This is a genomic window from Rhizobacter sp. LjRoot28 (assembly GCF_964253025.1).
Taxonomy (GTDB): domain Bacteria; phylum Pseudomonadota; class Gammaproteobacteria; order Burkholderiales; family Burkholderiaceae_C; genus Rhizobacter.
The window spans coordinates 3555324-3573793 of record NZ_CAXUQC020000001.1 but is presented as its reverse complement, the minus strand read 5'-3'; the positions used below and the strand labels follow the sequence as shown (position 1 = coordinate 3573793).

General features: G+C 68.3%; 22 protein-coding genes and 1 tRNA gene. 14 read left to right on the top strand and 9 right to left on the bottom strand.

Translation table 11 applies throughout. From position 1 onward, the window contains the following. Positions 1-89 precede the first annotated feature (89 nt). From ACSQ2F_RS16355 to ACSQ2F_RS16290, 14 genes are all read left to right on the top strand, one after another. A complete protein-coding gene (locus tag ACSQ2F_RS16355) occupies positions 90-1007 on the top strand; it encodes an ABC transporter ATP-binding protein (protein ID WP_436024682.1) in 918 nt (305 codons plus the stop codon). Beyond that, positions 1004-1777: an ABC transporter permease gene (locus ACSQ2F_RS16350; protein ID WP_436024680.1), complete on the top strand. Its 774-nt coding sequence runs from the start codon at positions 1004-1006 to the stop codon at positions 1775-1777. Before ACSQ2F_RS16355 ends, ACSQ2F_RS16350 begins: the two co-directional genes overlap by 4 nt. Positions 1778-1823: 46 nt before the next feature. Further along, a complete protein-coding gene (locus ACSQ2F_RS16345; protein ID WP_436024678.1) occupies positions 1824-2093 on the top strand; it encodes a BolA family protein in 270 nt (89 codons plus the stop codon). Between the two features lie 83 nt (positions 2094-2176). Then, entirely contained in the window at positions 2177-3436 is a 1260-nt protein-coding gene (gene murA / locus ACSQ2F_RS16340; RefSeq protein ID WP_436024676.1) for a UDP-N-acetylglucosamine 1-carboxyvinyltransferase, read from the top strand. A gap of 2 nt (positions 3437-3438) precedes the next feature. After that, on the top strand, positions 3439-4074 hold the full coding sequence (hisG, locus tag ACSQ2F_RS16335; protein ID WP_436026849.1) for an ATP phosphoribosyltransferase: 636 nt from the start codon (positions 3439-3441) through the stop codon (positions 4072-4074). A 4-nt stretch (positions 4075-4078) separates the two neighbouring features. Further along, positions 4079-5392: a histidinol dehydrogenase gene (gene hisD, locus ACSQ2F_RS16330; protein ID WP_436024674.1), complete on the top strand. Its 1314-nt coding sequence runs from the start codon at positions 4079-4081 to the stop codon at positions 5390-5392. Between the two features lie 12 nt (positions 5393-5404). Further along, complete coding sequence (gene hisC / locus ACSQ2F_RS16325; protein ID WP_436024672.1) at positions 5405-6490, top strand: histidinol-phosphate transaminase; 1086 nt, start codon at positions 5405-5407, stop codon at positions 6488-6490. Then, complete coding sequence (hisB, locus tag ACSQ2F_RS16320) at positions 6487-7083, top strand: imidazoleglycerol-phosphate dehydratase HisB (protein WP_436024670.1); 597 nt, start codon at positions 6487-6489, stop codon at positions 7081-7083. Before hisC ends, hisB begins: the two co-directional genes overlap by 4 nt. Then, positions 7080-7727, top strand: a complete 648-nt coding sequence (hisH, locus tag ACSQ2F_RS16315; protein ID WP_436024668.1) for an imidazole glycerol phosphate synthase subunit HisH — start codon at positions 7080-7082, stop codon at positions 7725-7727. Before hisB ends, hisH begins: the two co-directional genes overlap by 4 nt. Before the next feature lie 48 nt (positions 7728-7775). Beyond that, positions 7776-8519, top strand: a complete 744-nt coding sequence (gene hisA / locus ACSQ2F_RS16310; protein ID WP_436024666.1) for a 1-(5-phosphoribosyl)-5-[(5-phosphoribosylamino)methylideneamino]imidazole-4-carboxamide isomerase — start codon at positions 7776-7778, stop codon at positions 8517-8519. Positions 8520-8577: 58 nt separating this feature from the next. After that, a complete protein-coding gene (hisF, locus tag ACSQ2F_RS16305) occupies positions 8578-9339 on the top strand; it encodes an imidazole glycerol phosphate synthase subunit HisF (RefSeq protein WP_436024664.1) in 762 nt (253 codons plus the stop codon). Then, positions 9336-9965, top strand: coding sequence for a 16S rRNA (guanine(966)-N(2))-methyltransferase RsmD (rsmD, locus tag ACSQ2F_RS16300; RefSeq protein ID WP_436024662.1), 630 nt, complete (start codon positions 9336-9338; stop codon positions 9963-9965). Before hisF ends, rsmD begins: the two co-directional genes overlap by 4 nt. Further along, positions 9962-10480: a pantetheine-phosphate adenylyltransferase gene (coaD, locus tag ACSQ2F_RS16295; RefSeq protein WP_436024660.1), complete on the top strand. Its 519-nt coding sequence runs from the start codon at positions 9962-9964 to the stop codon at positions 10478-10480. The genes rsmD and coaD overlap by 4 nt, the downstream gene beginning before the upstream one ends. A gap of 55 nt (positions 10481-10535) precedes the next feature. Continuing rightward, positions 10536-10787 (top strand): YfhL family 4Fe-4S dicluster ferredoxin, encoded by a 252-nt coding sequence (locus tag ACSQ2F_RS16290; RefSeq protein WP_436024658.1) that lies wholly within the window; start codon positions 10536-10538, stop codon positions 10785-10787. A 111-nt stretch (positions 10788-10898) separates the two neighbouring features. Here the strand turns inward: ACSQ2F_RS16290 and ACSQ2F_RS16285 are convergent, their stop codons facing one another. The 9 genes from ACSQ2F_RS16285 to ACSQ2F_RS16245 all read right to left on the bottom strand — a co-directional run bounded on the left by ACSQ2F_RS16285 (position 10899) and on the right by ACSQ2F_RS16245 (position 18414). Then, entirely contained in the window at positions 10899-11717 is an 819-nt protein-coding gene (locus ACSQ2F_RS16285; RefSeq protein WP_436024656.1) for an aminoglycoside phosphotransferase family protein, read from the bottom strand. 223 nt (positions 11718-11940) lie between these two features. Next, entirely contained in the window at positions 11941-12381 is a 441-nt protein-coding gene (locus ACSQ2F_RS16280; RefSeq protein ID WP_436024654.1) for a hypothetical protein, read from the bottom strand. Beyond that, positions 12381-13040, bottom strand: a complete 660-nt coding sequence (gene pth / locus ACSQ2F_RS16275) for an aminoacyl-tRNA hydrolase (RefSeq protein WP_436024652.1) — start codon at positions 13038-13040, stop codon at positions 12381-12383. Before pth ends, ACSQ2F_RS16280 begins: the two co-directional genes overlap by 1 nt. 202 nt (positions 13041-13242) lie before the next feature. Beyond that, entirely contained in the window at positions 13243-13887 is a 645-nt protein-coding gene (locus tag ACSQ2F_RS16270; RefSeq protein ID WP_436024650.1) for a 50S ribosomal protein L25/general stress protein Ctc, read from the bottom strand. Between the two features lie 107 nt (positions 13888-13994). Further along, positions 13995-14957, bottom strand: a complete 963-nt coding sequence (locus ACSQ2F_RS16265; protein ID WP_436024648.1) for a ribose-phosphate pyrophosphokinase — start codon at positions 14955-14957, stop codon at positions 13995-13997. 101 nt (positions 14958-15058) lie between these two features. Beyond that, positions 15059-15135, bottom strand: a tRNA-Gln gene (locus ACSQ2F_RS16260). A gap of 29 nt (positions 15136-15164) precedes the next feature. Further along, a complete protein-coding gene (gene ispE, locus ACSQ2F_RS16255; protein WP_436024646.1) occupies positions 15165-16052 on the bottom strand; it encodes a 4-(cytidine 5'-diphospho)-2-C-methyl-D-erythritol kinase in 888 nt (295 codons plus the stop codon). Next, positions 16049-16579, bottom strand: a complete 531-nt coding sequence (locus ACSQ2F_RS16250) for an outer membrane lipoprotein LolB (protein WP_436024644.1) — start codon at positions 16577-16579, stop codon at positions 16049-16051. Before ACSQ2F_RS16250 ends, ispE begins: the two co-directional genes overlap by 4 nt. Continuing rightward, complete coding sequence (locus tag ACSQ2F_RS16245; protein WP_436024642.1) at positions 16576-18414, bottom strand: tetratricopeptide repeat protein; 1839 nt, start codon at positions 18412-18414, stop codon at positions 16576-16578. The genes ACSQ2F_RS16250 and ACSQ2F_RS16245 overlap by 4 nt, the downstream gene beginning before the upstream one ends. Positions 18415-18470: the final 56 nt, after the last annotated feature.

Below are 18470 nucleotides of genomic sequence, written 5' to 3'. Positions count from 1 at the left end.
CGAATCTAGCAGCGACCGGGTCGACTCGGCCCTGGCGTAAGCCCGCAGCCGGGCACGCCCACGGCAGACTCCCTACAATCCGGCGCTCCATGCCTGCCATCTCCTTTCAGAACGTCAGCAAGACGTACGCTTCCGCCGGACGCCAGGTCCGGGCCCTCGATGGCGTGACGTTCGACATCGAGCCTGGCGAGTTCTTCGGCCTGCTGGGGCCGAACGGGGCGGGCAAGACCACCCTCATCAGCGTCCTTGCCGGCCTGACCGCCGCGTCCGGTGGCCACGTGGTGGTGCAGGGGCACGATGTCGTCGCCGACTACGCCGCCGCCCGTCGCAGCCTGGGGATCGTGCCGCAGGAGCTGGTCTTCGACCCGTTCTTCACGGTGCGCGAGACGCTGGTGATCCAGAGCGGCTACTTCGGCGTGCGCAACAACGGCGCCTGGATCGACGAACTGCTGGCCGGCCTCGGCCTCGCCGACAAGGCCGATGCCAACATGCGGCAGCTGTCTGGCGGGATGAAGCGTCGGGTGCTGGTCGCGCAAGCGCTGGTGCACCGCCCGCCCGTCATCGTGCTCGACGAGCCGACGGCGGGTGTCGACGTCGAACTGCGCCAGACCTTGTGGCAGTTCGTCGCCCGCCTCAACAAGCAGGGCCACACCGTGCTGCTCACCACCCATTACCTGGAGGAGGCTGAAGCGCTCTGCGGCCGCATCGCCATGCTCAAGCAGGGCAGGGTGGTGGCGCTCGACCGCACCTCGGCCCTGCTGGCCGGTACCGCCAGCACCATGCTGCGTTTCAAGCTCGACGCGCCGCTGCCCGCATCGCTCGCGGACCATGCGCGCGTCACCGGCCGCATCGTGCAGCTCAAGGCCCACGACGCCGCGGAGGTCGAACGGGTGCTGACCATCTTGCGCACGTCGGGCCTGCAGCCCGAAGACCTGGAGATCGGTCGGGCCGACCTGGAAGACGTCTTCCTCGAGATCATGCAATCCGAACCAGGAGCCGCGTCATGAGCACCCCCGGCCTGCTCGCGGGCACCCGCACGCTGCTGTACAAGGAGATGCTGCGCTTCTGGAAGGTGTCCTTCCAGACCGTGGCCGCGCCGGTACTCACCGCCGTGCTGTACCTGCTGATCTTCGGCCATGCCATCGGCGACCACGTCACGGTCTACGACGGCGTGGGCTACACGAGCTTTCTCATCCCGGGTCTCGTGATGATGAGCGTGCTGCAGAACGCCTTTGCCAACAGCAGCAGTTCGCTCATCCAGAGCAAGATCACGGGCAACCTCGTCTTCCTGCTGGTGTCGCCGCTGTCGCACTGGGCCTGGTTTCTCGCCTACGTCGGCGCCTCCGTGGCGCGGGGCGTCGTCGTCGGTTGCGGCGTGTTGCTGGTGACCATGTGGTTCGCGCCGCTGTCCCTGGCGCAGCCGCTGTGGGTGCTGCTCTTTGCCGTGATGGGCGCGGCGATGATGGGTGCGCTCGGCTTGCTCGCCGGGCTGTGGGCGGAGAAGTTCGACCAGATCGCCGCCTTCCAGAACTTCATCATCATGCCCATGACCTTCCTGTCGGGCGTGTTCTATTCGGTCAAGTCGCTCCCGCCGTTCTGGTACGAGGTGAGCCACCTCAACCCGTTCTTCTACATGATCGACGGCTTCCGGCGCGGCTTCTTCGGCGCGAGCGACGTGTCGCCCTGGACCAGCCTGCTCATCGCCGGCACGAGCCTGGTGCTGGTCTGCGGACTGTGCCTGCACCTGCTGCGCATCGGCTACAAGATCCGGCATTGATGTCACCGCGCGCCCGAACGCGTCGGCATCGGCGATAATCTCTCCCATGGCCGATCCCACCCCCGCCGAAGTCGAGCGCTACATCGCGCAAGGGCTTAACTGCGAGCACCTCCAGGTCGAGGGCGATGGCCGCCATTTCTTCGCCACCATCGTGTCGGTCGAGTTCGAGGGCGCGAACCGCGTGGCGCGCCACCAGCGGGTCTTCCAGGCGCTGGGCGATAGAATGCGCGAGCAAATCCACGCCCTGTCCATGAAGACGCTCACCCCCGCCGAATGGGCTGCTTCGGCCCCGTCGGCCTCCAACCACCACCACTGAACACGGCCGCAGGTTCCCCTGCGGCCAGCAGGCCTGCACCTCGGCGGGCTTGATGGTCGTGTGAGCCTGGGCCCCCGAAACCCATGGACAAACTCCTCATCCGCGGCGGCCGCACCCTGTCGGGCGACGTCGCCATCTCGGGGGCCAAGAACGCTGCGTTGCCCGAGCTGTGCGCCGCGCTGCTGACCGCTGACACCGTCACCCTGCAGAACGTGCCCGTGCTCCAGGACGTCGGCACGGCGCTGAAGCTGCTGCGCAACATGGGCGTGAAGGTCGAACGCGACGACGCGACGCCGGACGTCGTCTCGCTCACGGCCGAGCCGGTCACGGCCCGCGAGGCCCCTTACGAGCTGGTCAAGACCATGCGGGCCTCCATCCTGGTGCTGGGCCCGCTGCTGGCTCGCTTCGGCGAGGCACGCGTGTCACTGCCCGGCGGGTGCGCCATCGGCTCGCGTCCGGTGGACCAGCACATCAAGGGCCTGCAGGCGATGGGCGCCGAGATCACCGTCGAGCACGGCTACATCCTCGCCAAGGCCCGGCGCCTGAAGGGCGCCCGCATCACGACCGACATGGTCACTGTCACCGGCACCGAGAACCTGCTGATGGCTGCCACCCTGGCCGAGGGCGAGACGGTGCTCGAGAACGCTGCCCAGGAACCCGAGATCCCCGACCTCGCCGAGATGCTCATCGCCATGGGCGCACGCATCGAAGGCCATGGCACGCGGCAGATCCGCATCCAGGGTGTCGAACGCCTGCACGGCACGACCCACCGCACCGTGCCCGACCGCATCGAGGCCGGCACCTTCCTGTGTGCCGTGGCCGCCACCGGCGGCGACGTGGTGCTGCGCCATGCGCGCGCCGAGCACTTGGGCGCCGTGATCGACAAGCTCCGCGAGGCCGGCGTCACGGTGGAGGCCGTCGAGGGTGGCATCCGCGTGCGCAGCAGCGGGCGCCCGCGCGCGGTCAACTTCTCGACCAGCGAGTACCCCGCCTTCCCGACCGACATGCAGGCGCAGTTCATGGCGCTCAACTGCATCGCCGACGGCCCGTCGGTGGTCACCGAGACCATCTTCGAGAACCGGTTCATGCACGTCAACGAACTCGTGCGCCTGGGCGCCCAGATCGACGTGCACGGGCACACGGCCACGATCCGTGGCGTGCCGAGCCTGTCGGGTGCGACCGTGATGGCCACCGACCTGCGCGCTTCCGCCAGCCTCGTGATCGCCGGCCTGGTGGCCGACGGCGAGACCGTCGTCGACCGCATCTACCACCTCGACCGCGGCTACGACCGGATGGAAGCCAAGCTGCGCGGCATCGGCGCCGACATCGAACGGATCAAATGACGATGATCACTCTCGCCTTGTCCAAGGGACGCATCTTCGACGAGACCCTGCCGCTGCTGAAGGCGGCCGGCATCGAGGTCACCGAAGACCCCGAGAAGTCGCGCAAGCTCATCCTCGCGACCACGCGGCCCGATGTGCGGGTGGTGCTGGTGCGTGCCACCGACGTGCCCACCTACGTGCAGTACGGCGGCGCCGACGCCGGCGTGGCCGGCAAGGACATCCTGCTCGAACACGGCGGCCAGGGCCTGTACCAGCCGCTCGACCTCAACATCGCCAAGTGCCGCCTGAGCGTGGCCGTGCGCGACGACTTCGACTACGCGGCCGCCGTGCGCCAGGGCTCGCGCATCGCCGTCGCCACCAAGTACACGAACTGTGCGCGCGAGCACTTTGCCAACAAGGGCGTGCACGTCGACCTGATCAAGCTCTACGGCTCGATGGAGCTTGCGCCGCTCACGGGGCTGGCCGACGCCATCGTCGACCTCGTCTCCACCGGCAGCACCCTCAAGGCCAACCACCTCGTCGAGGTGGAGGAAATCATGAAGATCTCGTCGCGCCTGGTGGTGAACCAGGCCGCGCTCAAGCTCAAGCGCGAACCCCTTCGCGAACTCATCGACGCGTTTGCGTCAGCCATCGTGTGACACCATGACCGTCCAGATCCGCCAGCTCGCCACTCACGACGCCAACTTCGATGCCGCCTTCCAGCAGGTGCTGCATTGGTCGGAGGCGACGGATCATGCGATCGAGCAGCGGGTGGGCGAGATCATCGCCGACGTGCGCGCGCGCGGTGACGCGGCGGTGCTCGAGTACACCGAGCGCTTCGACGGCCTGAAGGCCAGCGCCGTCTCCGAATTAGAGATTCCCCGCAGCGAACTGCAGGCCGCACTCGAGAGCCTTTCGCCCGTGCGGCGCCGGGCGCTGGAGGCGGCGGCCGAGCGGGTGCGCGACTACCACCAGCGCCAGCTCGACGTGGCCGGTCGTTCCTGGAGCTACCGCGATGCGGACGGCACCCTGCTGGGACAGAAGGTCACGCCGCTCGACCGCGTGGGCATCTACGTGCCCGGCGGCAAGGCGCAGTACCCCTCCAGTGTGCTGATGAGCGCCGTGCCGGCCAAGGTGGCCGGTGTGGGCGAGATCATCATGGTGGTGCCCACGCCGGGCGGCGAGCGCAACGCGATGGTGCTGGCCGCGGCCGCGGTGGCCGGCGTCGACCGTGCGTTCACCCTCGGCGGCGCCCAGGCCGTGGCCGCGCTGGCCTATGGCACGGCCACCGTGCCGGCCGTCGACAAGATCACCGGCCCGGGCAACGCCTACGTGGCCAGCGCCAAGCGCCGGGTGTTCGGCAAGGTCGGCATCGACATGATTGCCGGGCCGAGCGAGATCCTGGTGCTGGCCGACGGCAGCACGCCGCCCGACTGGGTGGCGATGGACCTGTTCAGCCAGGCCGAGCACGACGAACTCGCGCAGAGCATCCTGCTGTGCCCGGATGCCGCCTACATCGCCCGGGTGAAGGAAGCCATCGACCGGCTGCTGCCCGACATGCCACGGCGCGACACCATCCGCGCCTCGCTCGAAGGCCGTGGCGCGCTCATCCTCACTCGCAGCATGGAAGAGGCCTGCGAGATCAGCAACCGCATCGCGCCGGAGCACCTGGAAGTGAGCTCGAACGATCCGCACCGCTGGGAGCCGCTGCTCCGCCACGCCGGGGCCATCTTCCTCGGCGCCTTCACGAGCGAAAGCCTGGGTGACTACTGCGCCGGCCCGAACCACGTGCTGCCCACTTCCGGTACCGCGCGCTTCTCCTCACCGCTCGGTGTCTACGATTTCCAGAAGCGCAGCAGCCTGATCGAGGTCAGCGAGGCCGGCGCCCAGGTGCTGGGCACGATCGCCGCCGAGCTTGCCTACAGCGAAGGCCTGCAGGCCCACGCCCGTGCCGCCGAGATGCGGCTCAAGTCCTGATCGGAGCGACGCATGACCGCATCGACCCTCGACGCCCGCATTGCCCGCTGCATTCGCCAGGATGTGCAGTCCATGCACGGCTACGCCATCCAGCCCAGCACGGGCATGGTCAAGCTCGACGCCATGGAGAACCCCTTCCGGCTGCCCGAGCCGCTGCGCCGCGAACTCGGCGAACGCCTGGCTGAAGTGGCCCTGAACCGCTATCCCGGCTCGCGCGTCGACGACCTGCGCGCTGCCCTCGCGCGGCACGTCAACCTGCCCGACGGCTTCGACCTCGTGCTCGGCAACGGCTCGGACGAGATCATCACCATGCTGAGCATGGCCTGCGACGTGCCGGGCGCCAAGGTGCTCGCGCCGCTGCCTGCCTTCGTCATGTACGACATGTCGGCGAAGCTGCAGGGGCTGCAGTTCGTCGGCGTGCCGCTCACGGCCGACTTCGAGCTGGACGAAGGCGCGATGCTGGCCGCCATCGCGGAGCACCAGCCCGCGCTCATCTACCTCGCCTATCCGAACAATCCCACAGCGAACCTGTTCGACGACGCCGTGATGGAGCGCATCGTGCAGGCGGCGCCGGGCCTGGTGGTGATCGACGAGGCCTACCAGCCCTTCGCTGCACGCGACTGGATGGCGCGCATGGCGCGCCACCCGCACGTGGTGGTCATGCGCACCCTCAGCAAGTTCGGCCTCGCCGGCGTGCGCATCGGCTACTTGGTCGGTCGTGCGGCGCTGATTGCCGAAGTCAACAAGGTGCGCCCGCCCTACAACGTGAGCGTGCTCAATGCCGAGGCGGCGCTGTTCGCCCTCGAGCATGCGGACGAGTTCGCCCGGCAGGCCACGGTCCTGCGAAGCGAGCGCGCGCGCCTGGTGGACGCCCTGACACGGCTGCCCGGCGTCCGGCCGTTCCCGAGCGAGGCCAACATGGTGCTCGCGCGGGTGCCCGACGCCGCGGCGCTGTTCCAGGCCCTCAAGGCACGCCGCGTGCTGGTGAAGAACGTCTCCGGCCTGCACCCGCTGCTGGCCAACTGCCTGCGCCTCACGGTCGGCACGCCGGAAGAGAACACCCTCATGATCGAAGCCCTCGAAGCGAGCTTGAAATGAACGCCCCCCGCATTGCCGACGTCTCCCGCAATACCGCCGAGACCAAGATCCGTGTTCGCGTCAACCTGGACGGCACGGGCGCGGCCAAGCTGTCCACCGGGATCGGCTTCTTCGACCACATGCTCGACCAGATCGCCCGACACGGCCTGATCGACCTCGAGATCGAATGCCAGGGCGACCTGCACATCGACGGCCATCACACGGTGGAAGACGTCGGCATCACCCTCGGCCAGGCGGTGGCGAAGGCCGTGGGCGACAAGAAGGGTCTGCGCCGCTACGGGCACGCCTACGTGCCGCTGGACGAGGCCCTGTCGCGGGTGGTGATCGACTTCTCCGGCCGCCCGGGCCTGCACATGCGCGTGCCGTTCAAGAGCGGCATGGTCGGCGCGTTCGATACGCAGCTTGCCTTCGAGTTCTTCCAGGGCTTCGCCAACCACGCCCTGGTCACCCTGCACATCGACAACCTGCACGGGGACAACGCCCACCACCAGTGCGAGACGGTGTTCAAGGCGTTCGCCCGTGCCATCCGCATGGCGCTCGAGATCGACCCGCGCATGGGCGACATCATTCCTTCGACGAAGGGGTCGCTGTGAGCCGCACCGTCGCCGTCGTCGACTACGGCATGGGCAACCTGCGCTCGGTGTCGCAGGCGGTGATGCACGTCGCCGAGGGCAGCGGCCTGGAGGTGGTGGTGACCTCGCGCCCTGAAGAGGTGCTGGCCGCCGAGCGGGTGGTGCTGCCCGGCCAGGGTGCGATGCCGGATTGCATGCGGGAGCTGCGCGAATCCGGCATGGAGGCCGCCGTGCTTCACGCTGCGGCCCACAAGCCGCTGATGGGCGTGTGCGTGGGCATGCAGATGCTGCTGTCGCGCAGCGAGGAAGGCCCGACCGACGGGCTCGGGCTCATCCCGGGTGACGTGCGCCGCTTTCGCCTGGAGGGCCGGACGCAGGCCGACGGCAGCCGCTACAAGGTGCCCCAGATGGGGTGGAACCGCGTCTTCCAGGCTCGTCCGCACCCGGTCTGGGGCGAGGTGCCGGACGGCGCCTTCTTCTACTTCGTCCACAGCTTCTATGCCCATCCCGACGATCCGGCGCACAGCGTAGGCGAAACCGAGTACGGCGTGCGCTTTACCTGCGCGCTGGCGCGAGATAACATTTTCGCGACCCAGTTCCACCCGGAGAAGAGTGCCGAACATGGCCTGGCCCTGTACCGCAACTTCCTCCGCTGGACCCCCTGACCGCCTGCTTCCGGGCGCCCCTTTCTCTCACCACCCCACTCTTCGGCCATGCTGCTGATCCCCGCGATTGACCTGAAAGACGGCCACTGTGTGCGCCTCAAGCAAGGCGACATGAACGCCTCGACCACCTTCGGCGAGGACCCCGCGAAGATGGCTCGCCGCTGGGTCGATGCCGGCGCCCGGCGCCTGCACCTGGTTGACCTGAACGGCGCGTTTGCGGGCAAACCCGTCAACGAGGCCGCCATCAAGGCCATCCTGGCCGAGGTCGGCGAAGAGATCCCGGTGCAGCTCGGGGGCGGCATACGCGACCTCGACACCATCGAGCGCTACCTCGACGATGGCCTGAGCTACATCATCATCGGCACGGCCGCCGTGAAGAACCCCGGTTTCCTGCGCGACGCCTGCAGCGCCTTCGGCGGCCACATCATCGTGGGCCTGGACGCCAAGGACGGCAAGGTGGCCACCGACGGCTGGAGCAAGCTCACCGGCCACGAAGTGGTCGACCTGGCCAAGAAGTTCGAGGACTACGGCGTCGAAGGCGTGATCTACACCGACATCGGCCGCGACGGCATGTTGTCGGGCATCAACATCGATGCCACCGTCAAGCTGGCCCAGTCGCTGAGCATCCCGGTCATCGCCTCGGGCGGCCTGTCCAACCTCGCCGACATCGACAAGCTGTGCGCCGTCGAGGAGGAAGGCGTCGAGGGCGTGATCTGCGGACGCGCCATCTACAGCGGCGACCTCGACTTCGAACAGGCGCAGCGGCGCGCCGACGAACTCAACGGCGCCTGACACGCTGCTCTCCCTCACGCGTGGTTCGTTCTGGCGGCCGCGTCTTCCCCCCAGCGCCATGCTCACCAAACGCATCATTCCCTGCCTCGACGTGACCGGCGGTCGCGTCGTCAAAGGCGTCAACTTCGTCGAGTTGCGCGATGCCGGTGATCCGGTCGAGATCGCCGCCCGCTACAACGAGCAGGGCGCCGATGAACTGACCTTCCTCGACATCACGGCCACCAGCGACGGCCGCGACCTGATCCTGCCGATCATCGAGGCGGTGGCGTCGCAGGTCTTCATCCCGCTCACGGTCGGGGGCGGCGTGCGGACGGTCGCCGACGTCCGGCGCCTGCTCAATGCCGGTGCCGACAAGGTCAGCTTCAACTCGGCCGCGGTGGCCGATCCTGACGTCATCCGCGAGGCCTCTGCCAAGTACGGCGCGCAGTGCATCGTGGTGGCCATCGACGCCAAGGGCCGGGCCGACGGCTCGGGCTGGGACGTCTACACGCATGGCGGCCGCAAGAACACCGGGCTCGACGCGGTGGCCTGGGCGCGCCAGATGGCCGAGTACGGAGCCGGCGAGATTCTGCTGACCAGCATGGACCGCGACGGCACGCGCATCGGCTTCAACCTGCCGCTCACGCGGGCGGTCAGCGACGCGGTGGATGTCCCGGTCATCGCCTCCGGCGGCGTCGGCACGCTCGAACACCTCGCCGAAGGCATCCAGGAAGGGCATGCCGATGCGGTGCTGGCGGCCAGCATCTTCCACTATGGCGAGCACACCATCGCTGAGGCCAAGGCGCTCATGGCGAGCCGCGGCATCCCGGTTCGGACATGACCGGCGTCGTGCGTGGCGGGCCGCCCCGCGAAGTGAGGGTGATCGGCGGCGCCTGGAAGCGCAGCAAGCTGCCGGTGGCCAACCTGCCCGGCCTTCGGCCGACTCCCGATCGGGTCCGCGAGACCCTCTTCAACTGGCTGGGCAACAACCTGGACGGCTGGCGCTGCGCCGACCTCTTCGCCGGTAGCGGCGCGCTGGGCTTTGAGGCGGCCTCCCGTGGCGCCTCGGCGGTCACGCTCGTCGAGCGCGAGGCCCGCCTGGTGCGCAGCCTGCACGAGGTGCATGGCCGGCTGAAGGCCGGCGACGCCGTGCGGGTGGTCGGCGGCGACGCCATCGCCTGGGCGGGGCGCCAGCCGGCCGACAGTTTCGAACTGGTGTTCGTCGACCCGCCATTCGACGCGGAACTCTTCATTCCGGCCATGCAGGCCGCGAGCCGAATCGCCGTCCCCGGCGGCCTGCTGTACCTGGAGGCGGACCGTGCGTTCGGGCCGGAGGACTTCGCCGGCCCGCCCCTGCGACTGCACCGCCACGGTCGCGCCGGAACGGTGCACTACCATCTGTTTCAGAAGGCGGAGCCCGGCTACACTGCGCCCGCACCGACTGCTGACCCGAAGGAGCCCGCTTGACTTCCGTGACCCGCCTCACAGCCGTCTACCCCGGCACCTTCGACCCCATGACCCTGGGCCATGAGGACCTGATGCGACGCGCCGGCCGGCTGTTCGAGCGGCTCATCCTCGCGGTGGCCGCCGGGCACCACAAGCGCACCATGTTCTCGCTGACCGAGCGCCTGGAGATCGCCCAGGAACTGGCGGTCAAGCATCCCAACGTCGAGGTCATCTCCTTCGACGGCCTGCTCAGCGACTTCGTGAAGGCCCATGGCGGCAAGGTCGTCGTGCGGGGCCTGCGCGCGGTCAGCGACTTCGAGTACGAGTTCCAGATGGCGGGCATGAACCGCCACCTGATGTCGGATGTCGAGACGGTGTTCCTGACCCCGAGCGATCAATACCAGTTCGTCTCCGGCACTTTCGTGCGCGAGATTGCCATCCTTGGCGGTGATGTCTCCAAATTCGTGTCACCCTCGGTCCTGGCTCGCTTGCAGGCGCGCGTGAAGGCAGACAAGACGGCCGACAAGCCGGCTTGAGCGCCTGCCTCCGGGCGCTTTGCTGCGACCGTTTGACCGTGGAACCCGACCCCCGATGGCCCTGAAGATCACTGACGAGTGCATCAACTGCGATGTGTGCGAGCCCGAGTGCCCCAACCAGGCGATCTCGATGGGCGAGTCCATCTACCAGATTGACCCGAACAAGTGCACCGAGTGCGTCGGCCACTTCGATGAGCCGCAGTGCGTGCAGGTGTGCCCGGTGAGCTGCATTCCGGTGGATCCGGCGCACGTCGAGGCCAAGGAATCGCTGTGGGCGAAGTACCGGCGCCTGAAGGGCGAGGGCTGAAGTCCATTCGGCTGAGTCAGCGATCTGCCGGGCCAAGGCCGGCCCTGTGATCGGCGACCGAGGTGCAGGCTCACCGGCACCGCGTCGCTGGCGCCTTGCACTTCAGTCGGGTCAACTGCCTCGCCTGACTTGAGCGCTGTTGGGCAGCGCCGCTTCGAAGGCGTCGCGGTGCGCCTCGATGTGGGCGCGATCCGCCGCATAGAGTGCCGCGTCGCCGCGTTCCACCAATCGCTGCAACCGCTCGTCGCCCCGGGCGGCACCTGTCAGCAGGTGGTCGGCCATGACCTGGACCCGGGCTGCCAGGACATCGACGAACCCCGTGGTGTCGAAAGGCCCGTACGCGCTCACGAAGCCGTGCAGCCGTCGCGCCTGTTCCGCCACCGTGCCGCGATGTTCCGGGTTGCCGGCCGCCATCAAGGGTGCGAAGCGGTAGGCGGCATAGGCGAGGTCCCAGGCACGCGGGCCCGGATGGGCGTGGTCGAAGTCGATCACGCCGCTCAATCGATCACCGTCGAACACGCAGTTGTAGGGTGCGAAGTCGCCGTGGCAGACAACCTCCACCGGTTCGCGCAGCGGCGCCTGCCAGCCCTCGCGCCACGATGACGCCACGCTGGCCGTGGCGTCATGCAAGCGGCGCAACAGCCTTGCGGCCTGTTCGAGCACTGTGTCCTCGCGCAGGTGCTCGGGCAGCGGCGCATGGCCCACGATGCCGGGCAGGTGGCTGAGCACCTCGCGGCCGGCGTCATCCATGCCGATCACCTGGGGCACCTCCGGGATGCCCTGCTGGTGCAGGTGGCCAAGCAGGCGGTGCACCTGTGGCGTCCAGGCGCCCGCCGTGCGACGCACCGTGCTGCCCACCTTGACGACGGTGGACTGGTTGCCGCCGTCGAGGGGCTGCTCTGCCGCTTCAGTGGCGGGTTGGGTATTCATGTCGGGTGGGAAGTGCATGCGCCGATGGATTCACGGCGTCGAGAGGGCGTTGAGCCCGACGGCATGTCACTGCACGGGCGTCGCAGCCGGGGCCGATGCGAGTGTCTGCGCCTGCTTGAATCGTCTCGTGCACGGCGTGCGACGGTCCCTTTGAGCGGGTGGCGTTTTGCTGGCATCGGCCGTCGCCCGGCCGGGGGCCGCGGGCGTGGCGCAGCAAGGTGATTCATCGACAGGCGTCCGTCCGCGGCCGCTTCCGCTTGTCGCAGCGGCCGGGCCGTTCGATCTCAAGCCCCTCGAACGGGACGCGGACTCGTCCGAAGGGCCCGGACAGGCTTCCGGCCCGGGCTGGGACGCTGCCCGGCGTGCTGGCGCCGGGCGGTGTCAGGCGGGCCGCTGCCGCTTGGGCACGCGCTGCAACACCCTGCGCTTCGGCCAGCTGCTCGGCGTCGCGCCCGTCGTCCACCTCGAAGAACTGCGGGTGCTCTCCCTTGCAGGGTGTCTGCGAATACTCGCTGCCCCGTGGGCCGCACCGATAGATGCGCTCGGCGTGCGCAGCGTCGGAAATTCCGGCGCACACCAGGAGCATGGCCAGCACCGCGCCCGGTGGGGCTGCGCCCGAATTCGGGCGAGGCAGCGACGGACGGGCGCAGCGCAGGTGAGCCATCAGGCGTCCGGCGTGGCGGGACCCGCCGGCCTGGCGTTGCCCTCGGCCGCCGGCGTGGCGGCCGGCGGCCGAGGCGGCTTGGGGCGGGGCGGTTTGGCGTTTAGGCGCATCGTCGCGCGCTCCATGTCGGCTGCCAGGAGCAGGTCGAGGGCGGGCAGGGTGCGCTGGATGGCCTCGTGAATGGCCTCCCGGGCTTCCGGCTTCGGCTTGCGCAGCACGTAGTCGACCACCTCGGACTTGACGCCGGGATGCCCGATGCCGAGGCGCAGCCGCCAGTAGTCCGGGGTACCGAGCTGGGCGTGGATGTCGCGCAGGCCGTTGTGGCCGGCATGCCCGCCGCCGAACTTGAGCTTGACCTGGCCGGGGAGAAGATCGAGTTCGTCGTGGGCGACCAGCACCTCGCCGGGCGCGATCTTGAAGAAGCGGGCGAGGGCAGCGACCGACTTGCCCGAGAGGTTCATGTAGGTCTGCGGCTCGAGCAGCCACAGCGGGCCCTCGGGCCGGTTGACCCGCGCGACCAGACCGAAGTAGCTGCGCTCGGGCGTGAGCGACGCCTTGAGCTCGCGCGCCACCGCATCGATCCACCAGAACCCGGCATTGTGGTTCGTGGCTTCGTACTCTGCCCCGGGATTTCCGAGGCCCACCAGCAATCGAATCATTTGGCGATTATCCCTTCAGCGTAGTGCTCACTGCCGGCCGCGCCTGCGGTTTAGGCAGCCGCGCCGTAGTCGCTCGGCCTGCCTGGTGCCGCGCGCGTGGCCTTACCGACGTGTGCCCATGAGCGCCAGCCCGGAGGTGATCCCTTCCGGGCGAAAAAAAACCCCGCCGAGGCGGGGTTCGTCAGACGCCCGAAGGCTCTTCTTATTTCTTGTTCTGCTTTTCGGACTTCTTGGCCTTGCCAGCAGGTGCGGCCGGAGCGGTCACGACCGGCGCGATCTCGGCTTCTTCCACCGGGACCGAGGTCGACACGATCACGGGGTTCGGCTTGCCCTGGGTCACGACCTTGACGCCGGCCGGGAGCTTCAGGTCGCTGACGTGCAGGGCCTGGCCCTTGGTCAGCTCGTTCAGGTCGACCGTCAGGAACTCCGGCAGGGCCTTGGCCAGGCAGGAGATGCGCAGTTCGGTGACGACGTGGTTCACCAGGCACTTGTCGGTCTTGACGGCCGGCGAGTTCTCCTCGTTCACGAAGTGCAGGGGCACCTTCTTCGTGATCATGGTGGTGGCGTCGACGCGCTGGAAGTCGATGTGCAGCACGATCTGGCGGAACGGGTGCAGCTGGTAGTCACGCAGCAGGACCTGCTCGGTCTTGCCACCCAGTTCCATCTCGAGGATGGACGAGTGGAAGGCTTCCTTCTTCAGCGCATGGAACAGCGCGTTGTGATCGAGTTCGATCAGCGAAGGGGTGGCGCTGCCGCCGTAGACGATGCCAGGCACCTTGTCGGCCAAGCGCAGGCGGCGGCTCGCTCCGGTCCCCTGCAGCTTGCGCTCGAAAGCAACAAATTTCATGGTTTTCTCCAAACATGGAAGACGCCCGCGACCAGGCGTCAGGGTGGGCGTTGCGGCGAGGCCGCTCAGCCCGCTTGAAACAGCGCCTGTCGGCGCTGCCGTGCGGATCAGAAGTTGTTGTTCTGCTCCGCGAACAGGGAGGTCACCGACTCGCCGTCGGAGATGCGACGGATGGTTTCGGCAAACAGGAATGCGACCGACAGCTGGCGCACCTTGGCGCAGGCCTTGCCGTCCTCGCTCAACGGGATGGTGTTGGTGATGACCACTTCGTCGAGCTGCGAGCCCTTGATGCGCTCGATGGCCGGGCCCGAGAACACGGCGTGCGTGCAGTAGGCGTAGACGCTCTTGGCGCCGCGCTCCTTGAGCACCTCGGCTGCCTTCACGAGCGTGCCTGCGGTGTCGATCATGTCGTCCATGATCACGCAGTTGCGGTTCTCGATGTCGCCGATGACGTGCATCACCTCGGAGACGTTCGCCTTCGGGCGCCGCTTGTCGATGATGGCCAGGTCGCAGCCGAGCTGCTTGGCCAGCGCACGGGCGCGCACCACGCCGCCCACGTCGGGCGACACCACCACCAGATCGGGGTAGCGCTTGCTCTGCAGGTCGGACAGCAGCACGGGCGACGCGTAGATGTTGTCGACCGGGATGTTGAAGAAGCCCTGGATCTGGTCGGCGTGCAGGTCCATCGTCAACAGGCGCTCGACGCCGACGGCCTCGAGCATGTTGGCCACGACCTTCGCGCTGATGGGCACCCGGGTGGAACGGGGGCGGCGGTCCTGCCGGGCATAGCCGAAGTAGGGGATCACGGCCGTGACGCGGCGAGCGGAAGCCCGCTTCAGTGCGTCGACCATGATGCAGAGTTCCATCAGGTTCTCGTTCGTCGGCGCGCAGGTCGGCTGGACGACGAAGATGTCGCGCGCACGCACGTTCTGCTGGATCTCGATGGCGACTTCACCATCGGAGAAACGGCCGACCGAGGCCTTGCCGAGCTCGATGCCCAGGTGCGAGGCCATTTCCTGGGCGAGCGCCGGATTGGCGTTGCCGGTGAACAAGACTGTATTGAAAAGCACATTCCCTCCGTCGAGACTGGTTTGGGGCGCATCCACGGGCACAGCGCGCCCTTTCATATCAGCTCCGGTGTGCCATGGCGGCACGGGAATCAAAAGACGTTTGGCAGGGGAAGAAGGATTCGAACCTTCGCATGTCGGAATCAAAATCCGATGCCTTAACCAACTTGGCGACTCCCCTACACAGGTCGCCTGCTTGCGCAGGCCACCTCAAACCTGTTCGTCGGAAGCCCAACCCCGATGGGGATGCAGCTCCAGACTGCGGCACATTCGACCAACCCAACCCTCGGAAAGATCCGAAGGCATCGTTGCCAGGGGTTGATCACCTGTGCCCGCCCTTGCAAAGACCGCGCTGCCCGAGCCCGTCATCCGGCTGTTGCCGAACCGCGCCTGCAGCACCTCGGCGGCTTTCGCCACCTGAGGGCATTCCACTTCGGCGGGAGGCTGCATCACGTTGCTGCCGTACCCCTCCACAAGCTTCTGAATGCCTGCCTCATCAAGGAAGCCCTCAACTATATCAGGTACATGATCGCGAGCCAAGAGCGGACTCGCAAAAATTGCGCGAGTTTCGATGCTGGCTGCAGGTTTGACCACGGCGAACCACTGGCGGGGCAGGCTCAGCGGGGTCAAACGCTCACCGATGCCCTCGACGAAAGCGTTGTGCCCACCGATGAAGAAGGGGACGTCCGCGCCCAGCGACAAGCCCAGGGCCATCAGGCGGGACCGCGACCAGTTCAAGTCCCACAGGCGGTTCAGCGCAAGCAGGGTGCTGGCCGCATCCGAGCTGCCGCCGCCCATGCCGGCACCCCACGGCACCTGTTTGTCGATGGAGATGTCGGCGCCGAAGGCCGTTCCCGACGCTTGCTGCAGGGCACGGGCCGCGCGCAGGCACAGGTCGTCCGCGGGGAGTGCGGGGCCGAGGTCGTGGCGCTGAAGCAGGGCATCCGTGCGCCGTTCGAAATGAAGCGTGTCGCACCAGTCCACCAGCACGAACACCGATTGCAGCAGGTGATAGCCGTCCGACCGACGACCGACGATGTGCAGGAACAGGTTGAGCTTGGCCGGCGCCGCGACGTCGGTCAGGGTCGTGAGGCTCATGGTTCCACCTGGGCCCGCACGGTGACCTTCGGTGCCGCGGCCCGCTGTGCCGTCACCCATCCTTCAGACAACCGGCCGAGGCGCACGGCCCATCCAAGCTGGTCGAAGCCCGGTTCGGCGGGCGGCGAGGTGGGGGTGGCCGGCGCGCCAGGCCAGGGGCGTCCGCGCAGCCAGTCGAACAGGGCCGCTACCGGGAGACTTTCGCCCAGCATTTCGTTCGTCAGGCTGTCCAGGTCGGCATACCGGACCGTGCCGTCCGAGGTGGTCAGCCGCGTGTCACCCGGCGCCCAGTCGGCGCGGGCCATGAGCGTGCCGAGCGGAGATGAGAGGTTGAGACGTCCCGCGTCCGGGCTGCCCAGCAGCTCGAAGCCGGCGCTCACGGAGCGGGCCGGCTCCGTGCCATGGGCTTCCACCTTGACCGCCAGCCGTCCGGAGATCACGTCGCCCGCAGGAGCCGGGGGCGTCGTCGTGCATGCGGAGAGCCAGGCGGCAAGGCTCGCCGCCACCATGGCACGGCGCACGTTCACAGGTCGACCTTCAGGCGGGCGAGGGTGTCTCGGAGCACCTGGTTGCTGGCGTCCCGTTCGCGCACCTCGCGCAGCACGCGACGGGCCTCTTCCTGCTGGCCGGTGACCCACAGGAGCTCACCCAGGTGAACGCCGATTTCCACGTCGGGACGCAGGCGGTAGGCCTGCTTCAGCAGGCGCAGGGCCTCCGTCCGGTTGCCCAGCCGGTACTCCACCCAGCCGAGGCTGTCGGTGATGAAGGGCTCCCCCGGGGCGAGCTCGAGCGCCTTGACGATCAGTTCACGTGCTTCGGTGAGCCGCAGGTTGCGTTCGGCCAGCGAATAGCCGAGTGCGTTGTAGGCGTGGTGGTGGTCCGGCCGGATCTCGATCACCCGGCGCAGCAGGCGCTCCATGTCCTCCACCCGGTCCAGCTTCTCGGCCATCATGGCCTGCTGGTAGAGCAGCTCCGCATCGTTCGGGAAGCGCTTGCTGGCCTGGGCGAGCACGGATTCCGCGGCGGCCCACTGCTTGGCGTCGCTGTGCAATTGCGCTTCGAGCACGAGCTTGGTGCGAGCCGACTCGGGCTGCGTCTCCGGCGCCTTGCGCAGCACGTCGATCGCCTGTCGGAGCTTGCCCTGCCGGGCCAGCAGTTCAGCACGACGGGCCGCCACGTCGAGCGCCCGCTCGGGGTCGGTCACCTTGGCAAGCCAGGCCTCTGCGCCGGTGAAGTCGCGCTGCTGCTCAGCCGCTCGCGCGAGAAGGAAATAGGCTTGCGCGACGCCCTGGTCTTCCACGGGTTCGTCGCTCTCGCCGTCGCCGTCGGCATCCGCGGAGATCACGATCTGCTGGCCTGCCACGGCCGTGGGCGTGGTCGGGACGATGCTGCCGTCCTTCAGTCCCGCGAGGTAGCGGTTCACGGTGGCGGTGGCCTCGGCCGGGCGCTTGAGTTCAAGCTGCAGGGCGGCCAGGGTGAGCCACGGGGCAGCGATGCGGGGGTCGGCCTGCGTCACCGCCTCGAGCTGGGTGGCCGCTTCGCCGTAGCGCTGCATCGAGCTCAACACCCGCGCATAGAGGATGCGAATGGCCGACGCGCCCGGCTTGTGCTTGAGGTGGTCGAGCACGATGGCGTCCGCCTCCGGCCCCGAGGCCAGCAGTTCCAGCGCGAGCAGCGCCGGGCCGTCGGCGGCCGGCTCGTGGGCATGCGCCTCCCGGGCGAGCGCGATGGCCCGCTCGTTGTCACCGGCGGCCGACGCAATGCGCCCGAGCGTGACGCTCGCCGCCACGCGCGTGGCAGGCTTGTTGACCCACGGCCGCAGCACCGGCTCCAGCAACTGGAGAGTCTGCTTGCGATCCCGGTTGCGGGCGAACAGCCGGGGCAGGGAGGCGAAGGTGCCCGATTGTTCGGCCTCGGGCGTGAGTTCGAGCATCACGCGCGTGGCCGCTGCCGCGTCCGCATGGCGGTCGAGGGCGAGGAGCAACTGCACCTCGAAGCGCGTCGCCTGGACCGAATTCGGAAGCGCAGTGCGCCAGGCCTGCACGGCGGCGAGCGCTCCGGGGCCGTCGCCCATCTCGGACGCGAGGCCAACCGCGCGGCGGAAGAGGGATTCGTCGGAGGTGCGCCGGGCCGCATCCAGCATGAGCTGGTAGCCCATGCCCTTCTGGCCACCGCGCGCCTCCAGCTCGGCCATGAACAGCTGATAGAACAGCGGCCCGTTGAGTGGCGAGTTGTCGACGGCGGAGGCAGCAGGTTCGGCCGGTGTCGGAGGGGTGGCCGCCGACACGGAAAGGCTGAGGCCGGCGGCCATGGAGCACGCCAATGCGAGCGCTGCACGAGAGAAAAGGAAGTGGGCCCGCATGAGTGCTCCTGTCATCGTGAATGATTCTAGTGTCCTGTCCCGCAACGCCCCGGGCA

Bases quoted from the DNA above. Each gene is read 5' to 3' on its own strand.
- hisF (WP_436024664.1), top strand. From the start codon at position 8,578: ATGCTCACCAAACGCATCATTCCCTGCCTCGACGTGACCGGCGGTCGC.
- ACSQ2F_RS16270 (WP_436024650.1), bottom strand. From the start codon at position 13,887: ATGAAATTTGTTGCTTTCGAGCGCAAGCTGCAGGGGACCGGAGCGAGC.
- ACSQ2F_RS16280 (WP_436024654.1), bottom strand. From the start codon at position 12,381: ATGGCTCACCTGCGCTGCGCCCGTCCGTCGCTGCCTCGCCCGAATTCG.
- ACSQ2F_RS16350 (WP_436024680.1), top strand. From the start codon at position 1,004: ATGAGCACCCCCGGCCTGCTCGCGGGCACCCGCACGCTGCTGTACAAG.
- hisD (WP_436024674.1), top strand. From the start codon at position 4,079: ATGACCGTCCAGATCCGCCAGCTCGCCACTCACGACGCCAACTTCGAT.
- rsmD (WP_436024662.1), top strand. From the start codon at position 9,336: ATGACCGGCGTCGTGCGTGGCGGGCCGCCCCGCGAAGTGAGGGTGATC.
- murA (WP_436024676.1), top strand. From the start codon at position 2,177: ATGGACAAACTCCTCATCCGCGGCGGCCGCACCCTGTCGGGCGACGTC.
- ACSQ2F_RS16355 (WP_436024682.1), top strand. From the start codon at position 90: ATGCCTGCCATCTCCTTTCAGAACGTCAGCAAGACGTACGCTTCCGCC.
- pth (WP_436024652.1), bottom strand. From the start codon at position 13,040: ATGATTCGATTGCTGGTGGGCCTCGGAAATCCCGGGGCAGAGTACGAA.
- ispE (WP_436024646.1), bottom strand. From the start codon at position 16,052: ATGAGCCTCACGACCCTGACCGACGTCGCGGCGCCGGCCAAGCTCAAC.
- hisA (WP_436024666.1), top strand. From the start codon at position 7,776: ATGCTGCTGATCCCCGCGATTGACCTGAAAGACGGCCACTGTGTGCGC.
- hisG (WP_436026849.1), top strand. From the start codon at position 3,439: ATGATCACTCTCGCCTTGTCCAAGGGACGCATCTTCGACGAGACCCTG.
- ACSQ2F_RS16345 (WP_436024678.1), top strand. From the start codon at position 1,824: ATGGCCGATCCCACCCCCGCCGAAGTCGAGCGCTACATCGCGCAAGGG.
- hisB (WP_436024670.1), top strand. From the start codon at position 6,487: ATGAACGCCCCCCGCATTGCCGACGTCTCCCGCAATACCGCCGAGACC.
- ACSQ2F_RS16285 (WP_436024656.1), bottom strand. From the start codon at position 11,717: ATGAATACCCAACCCGCCACTGAAGCGGCAGAGCAGCCCCTCGACGGC.
- hisC (WP_436024672.1), top strand. From the start codon at position 5,405: ATGACCGCATCGACCCTCGACGCCCGCATTGCCCGCTGCATTCGCCAG.
- ACSQ2F_RS16245 (WP_436024642.1), bottom strand. From the start codon at position 18,414: ATGCGGGCCCACTTCCTTTTCTCTCGTGCAGCGCTCGCATTGGCGTGC.
- ACSQ2F_RS16290 (WP_436024658.1), top strand. From the start codon at position 10,536: ATGGCCCTGAAGATCACTGACGAGTGCATCAACTGCGATGTGTGCGAG.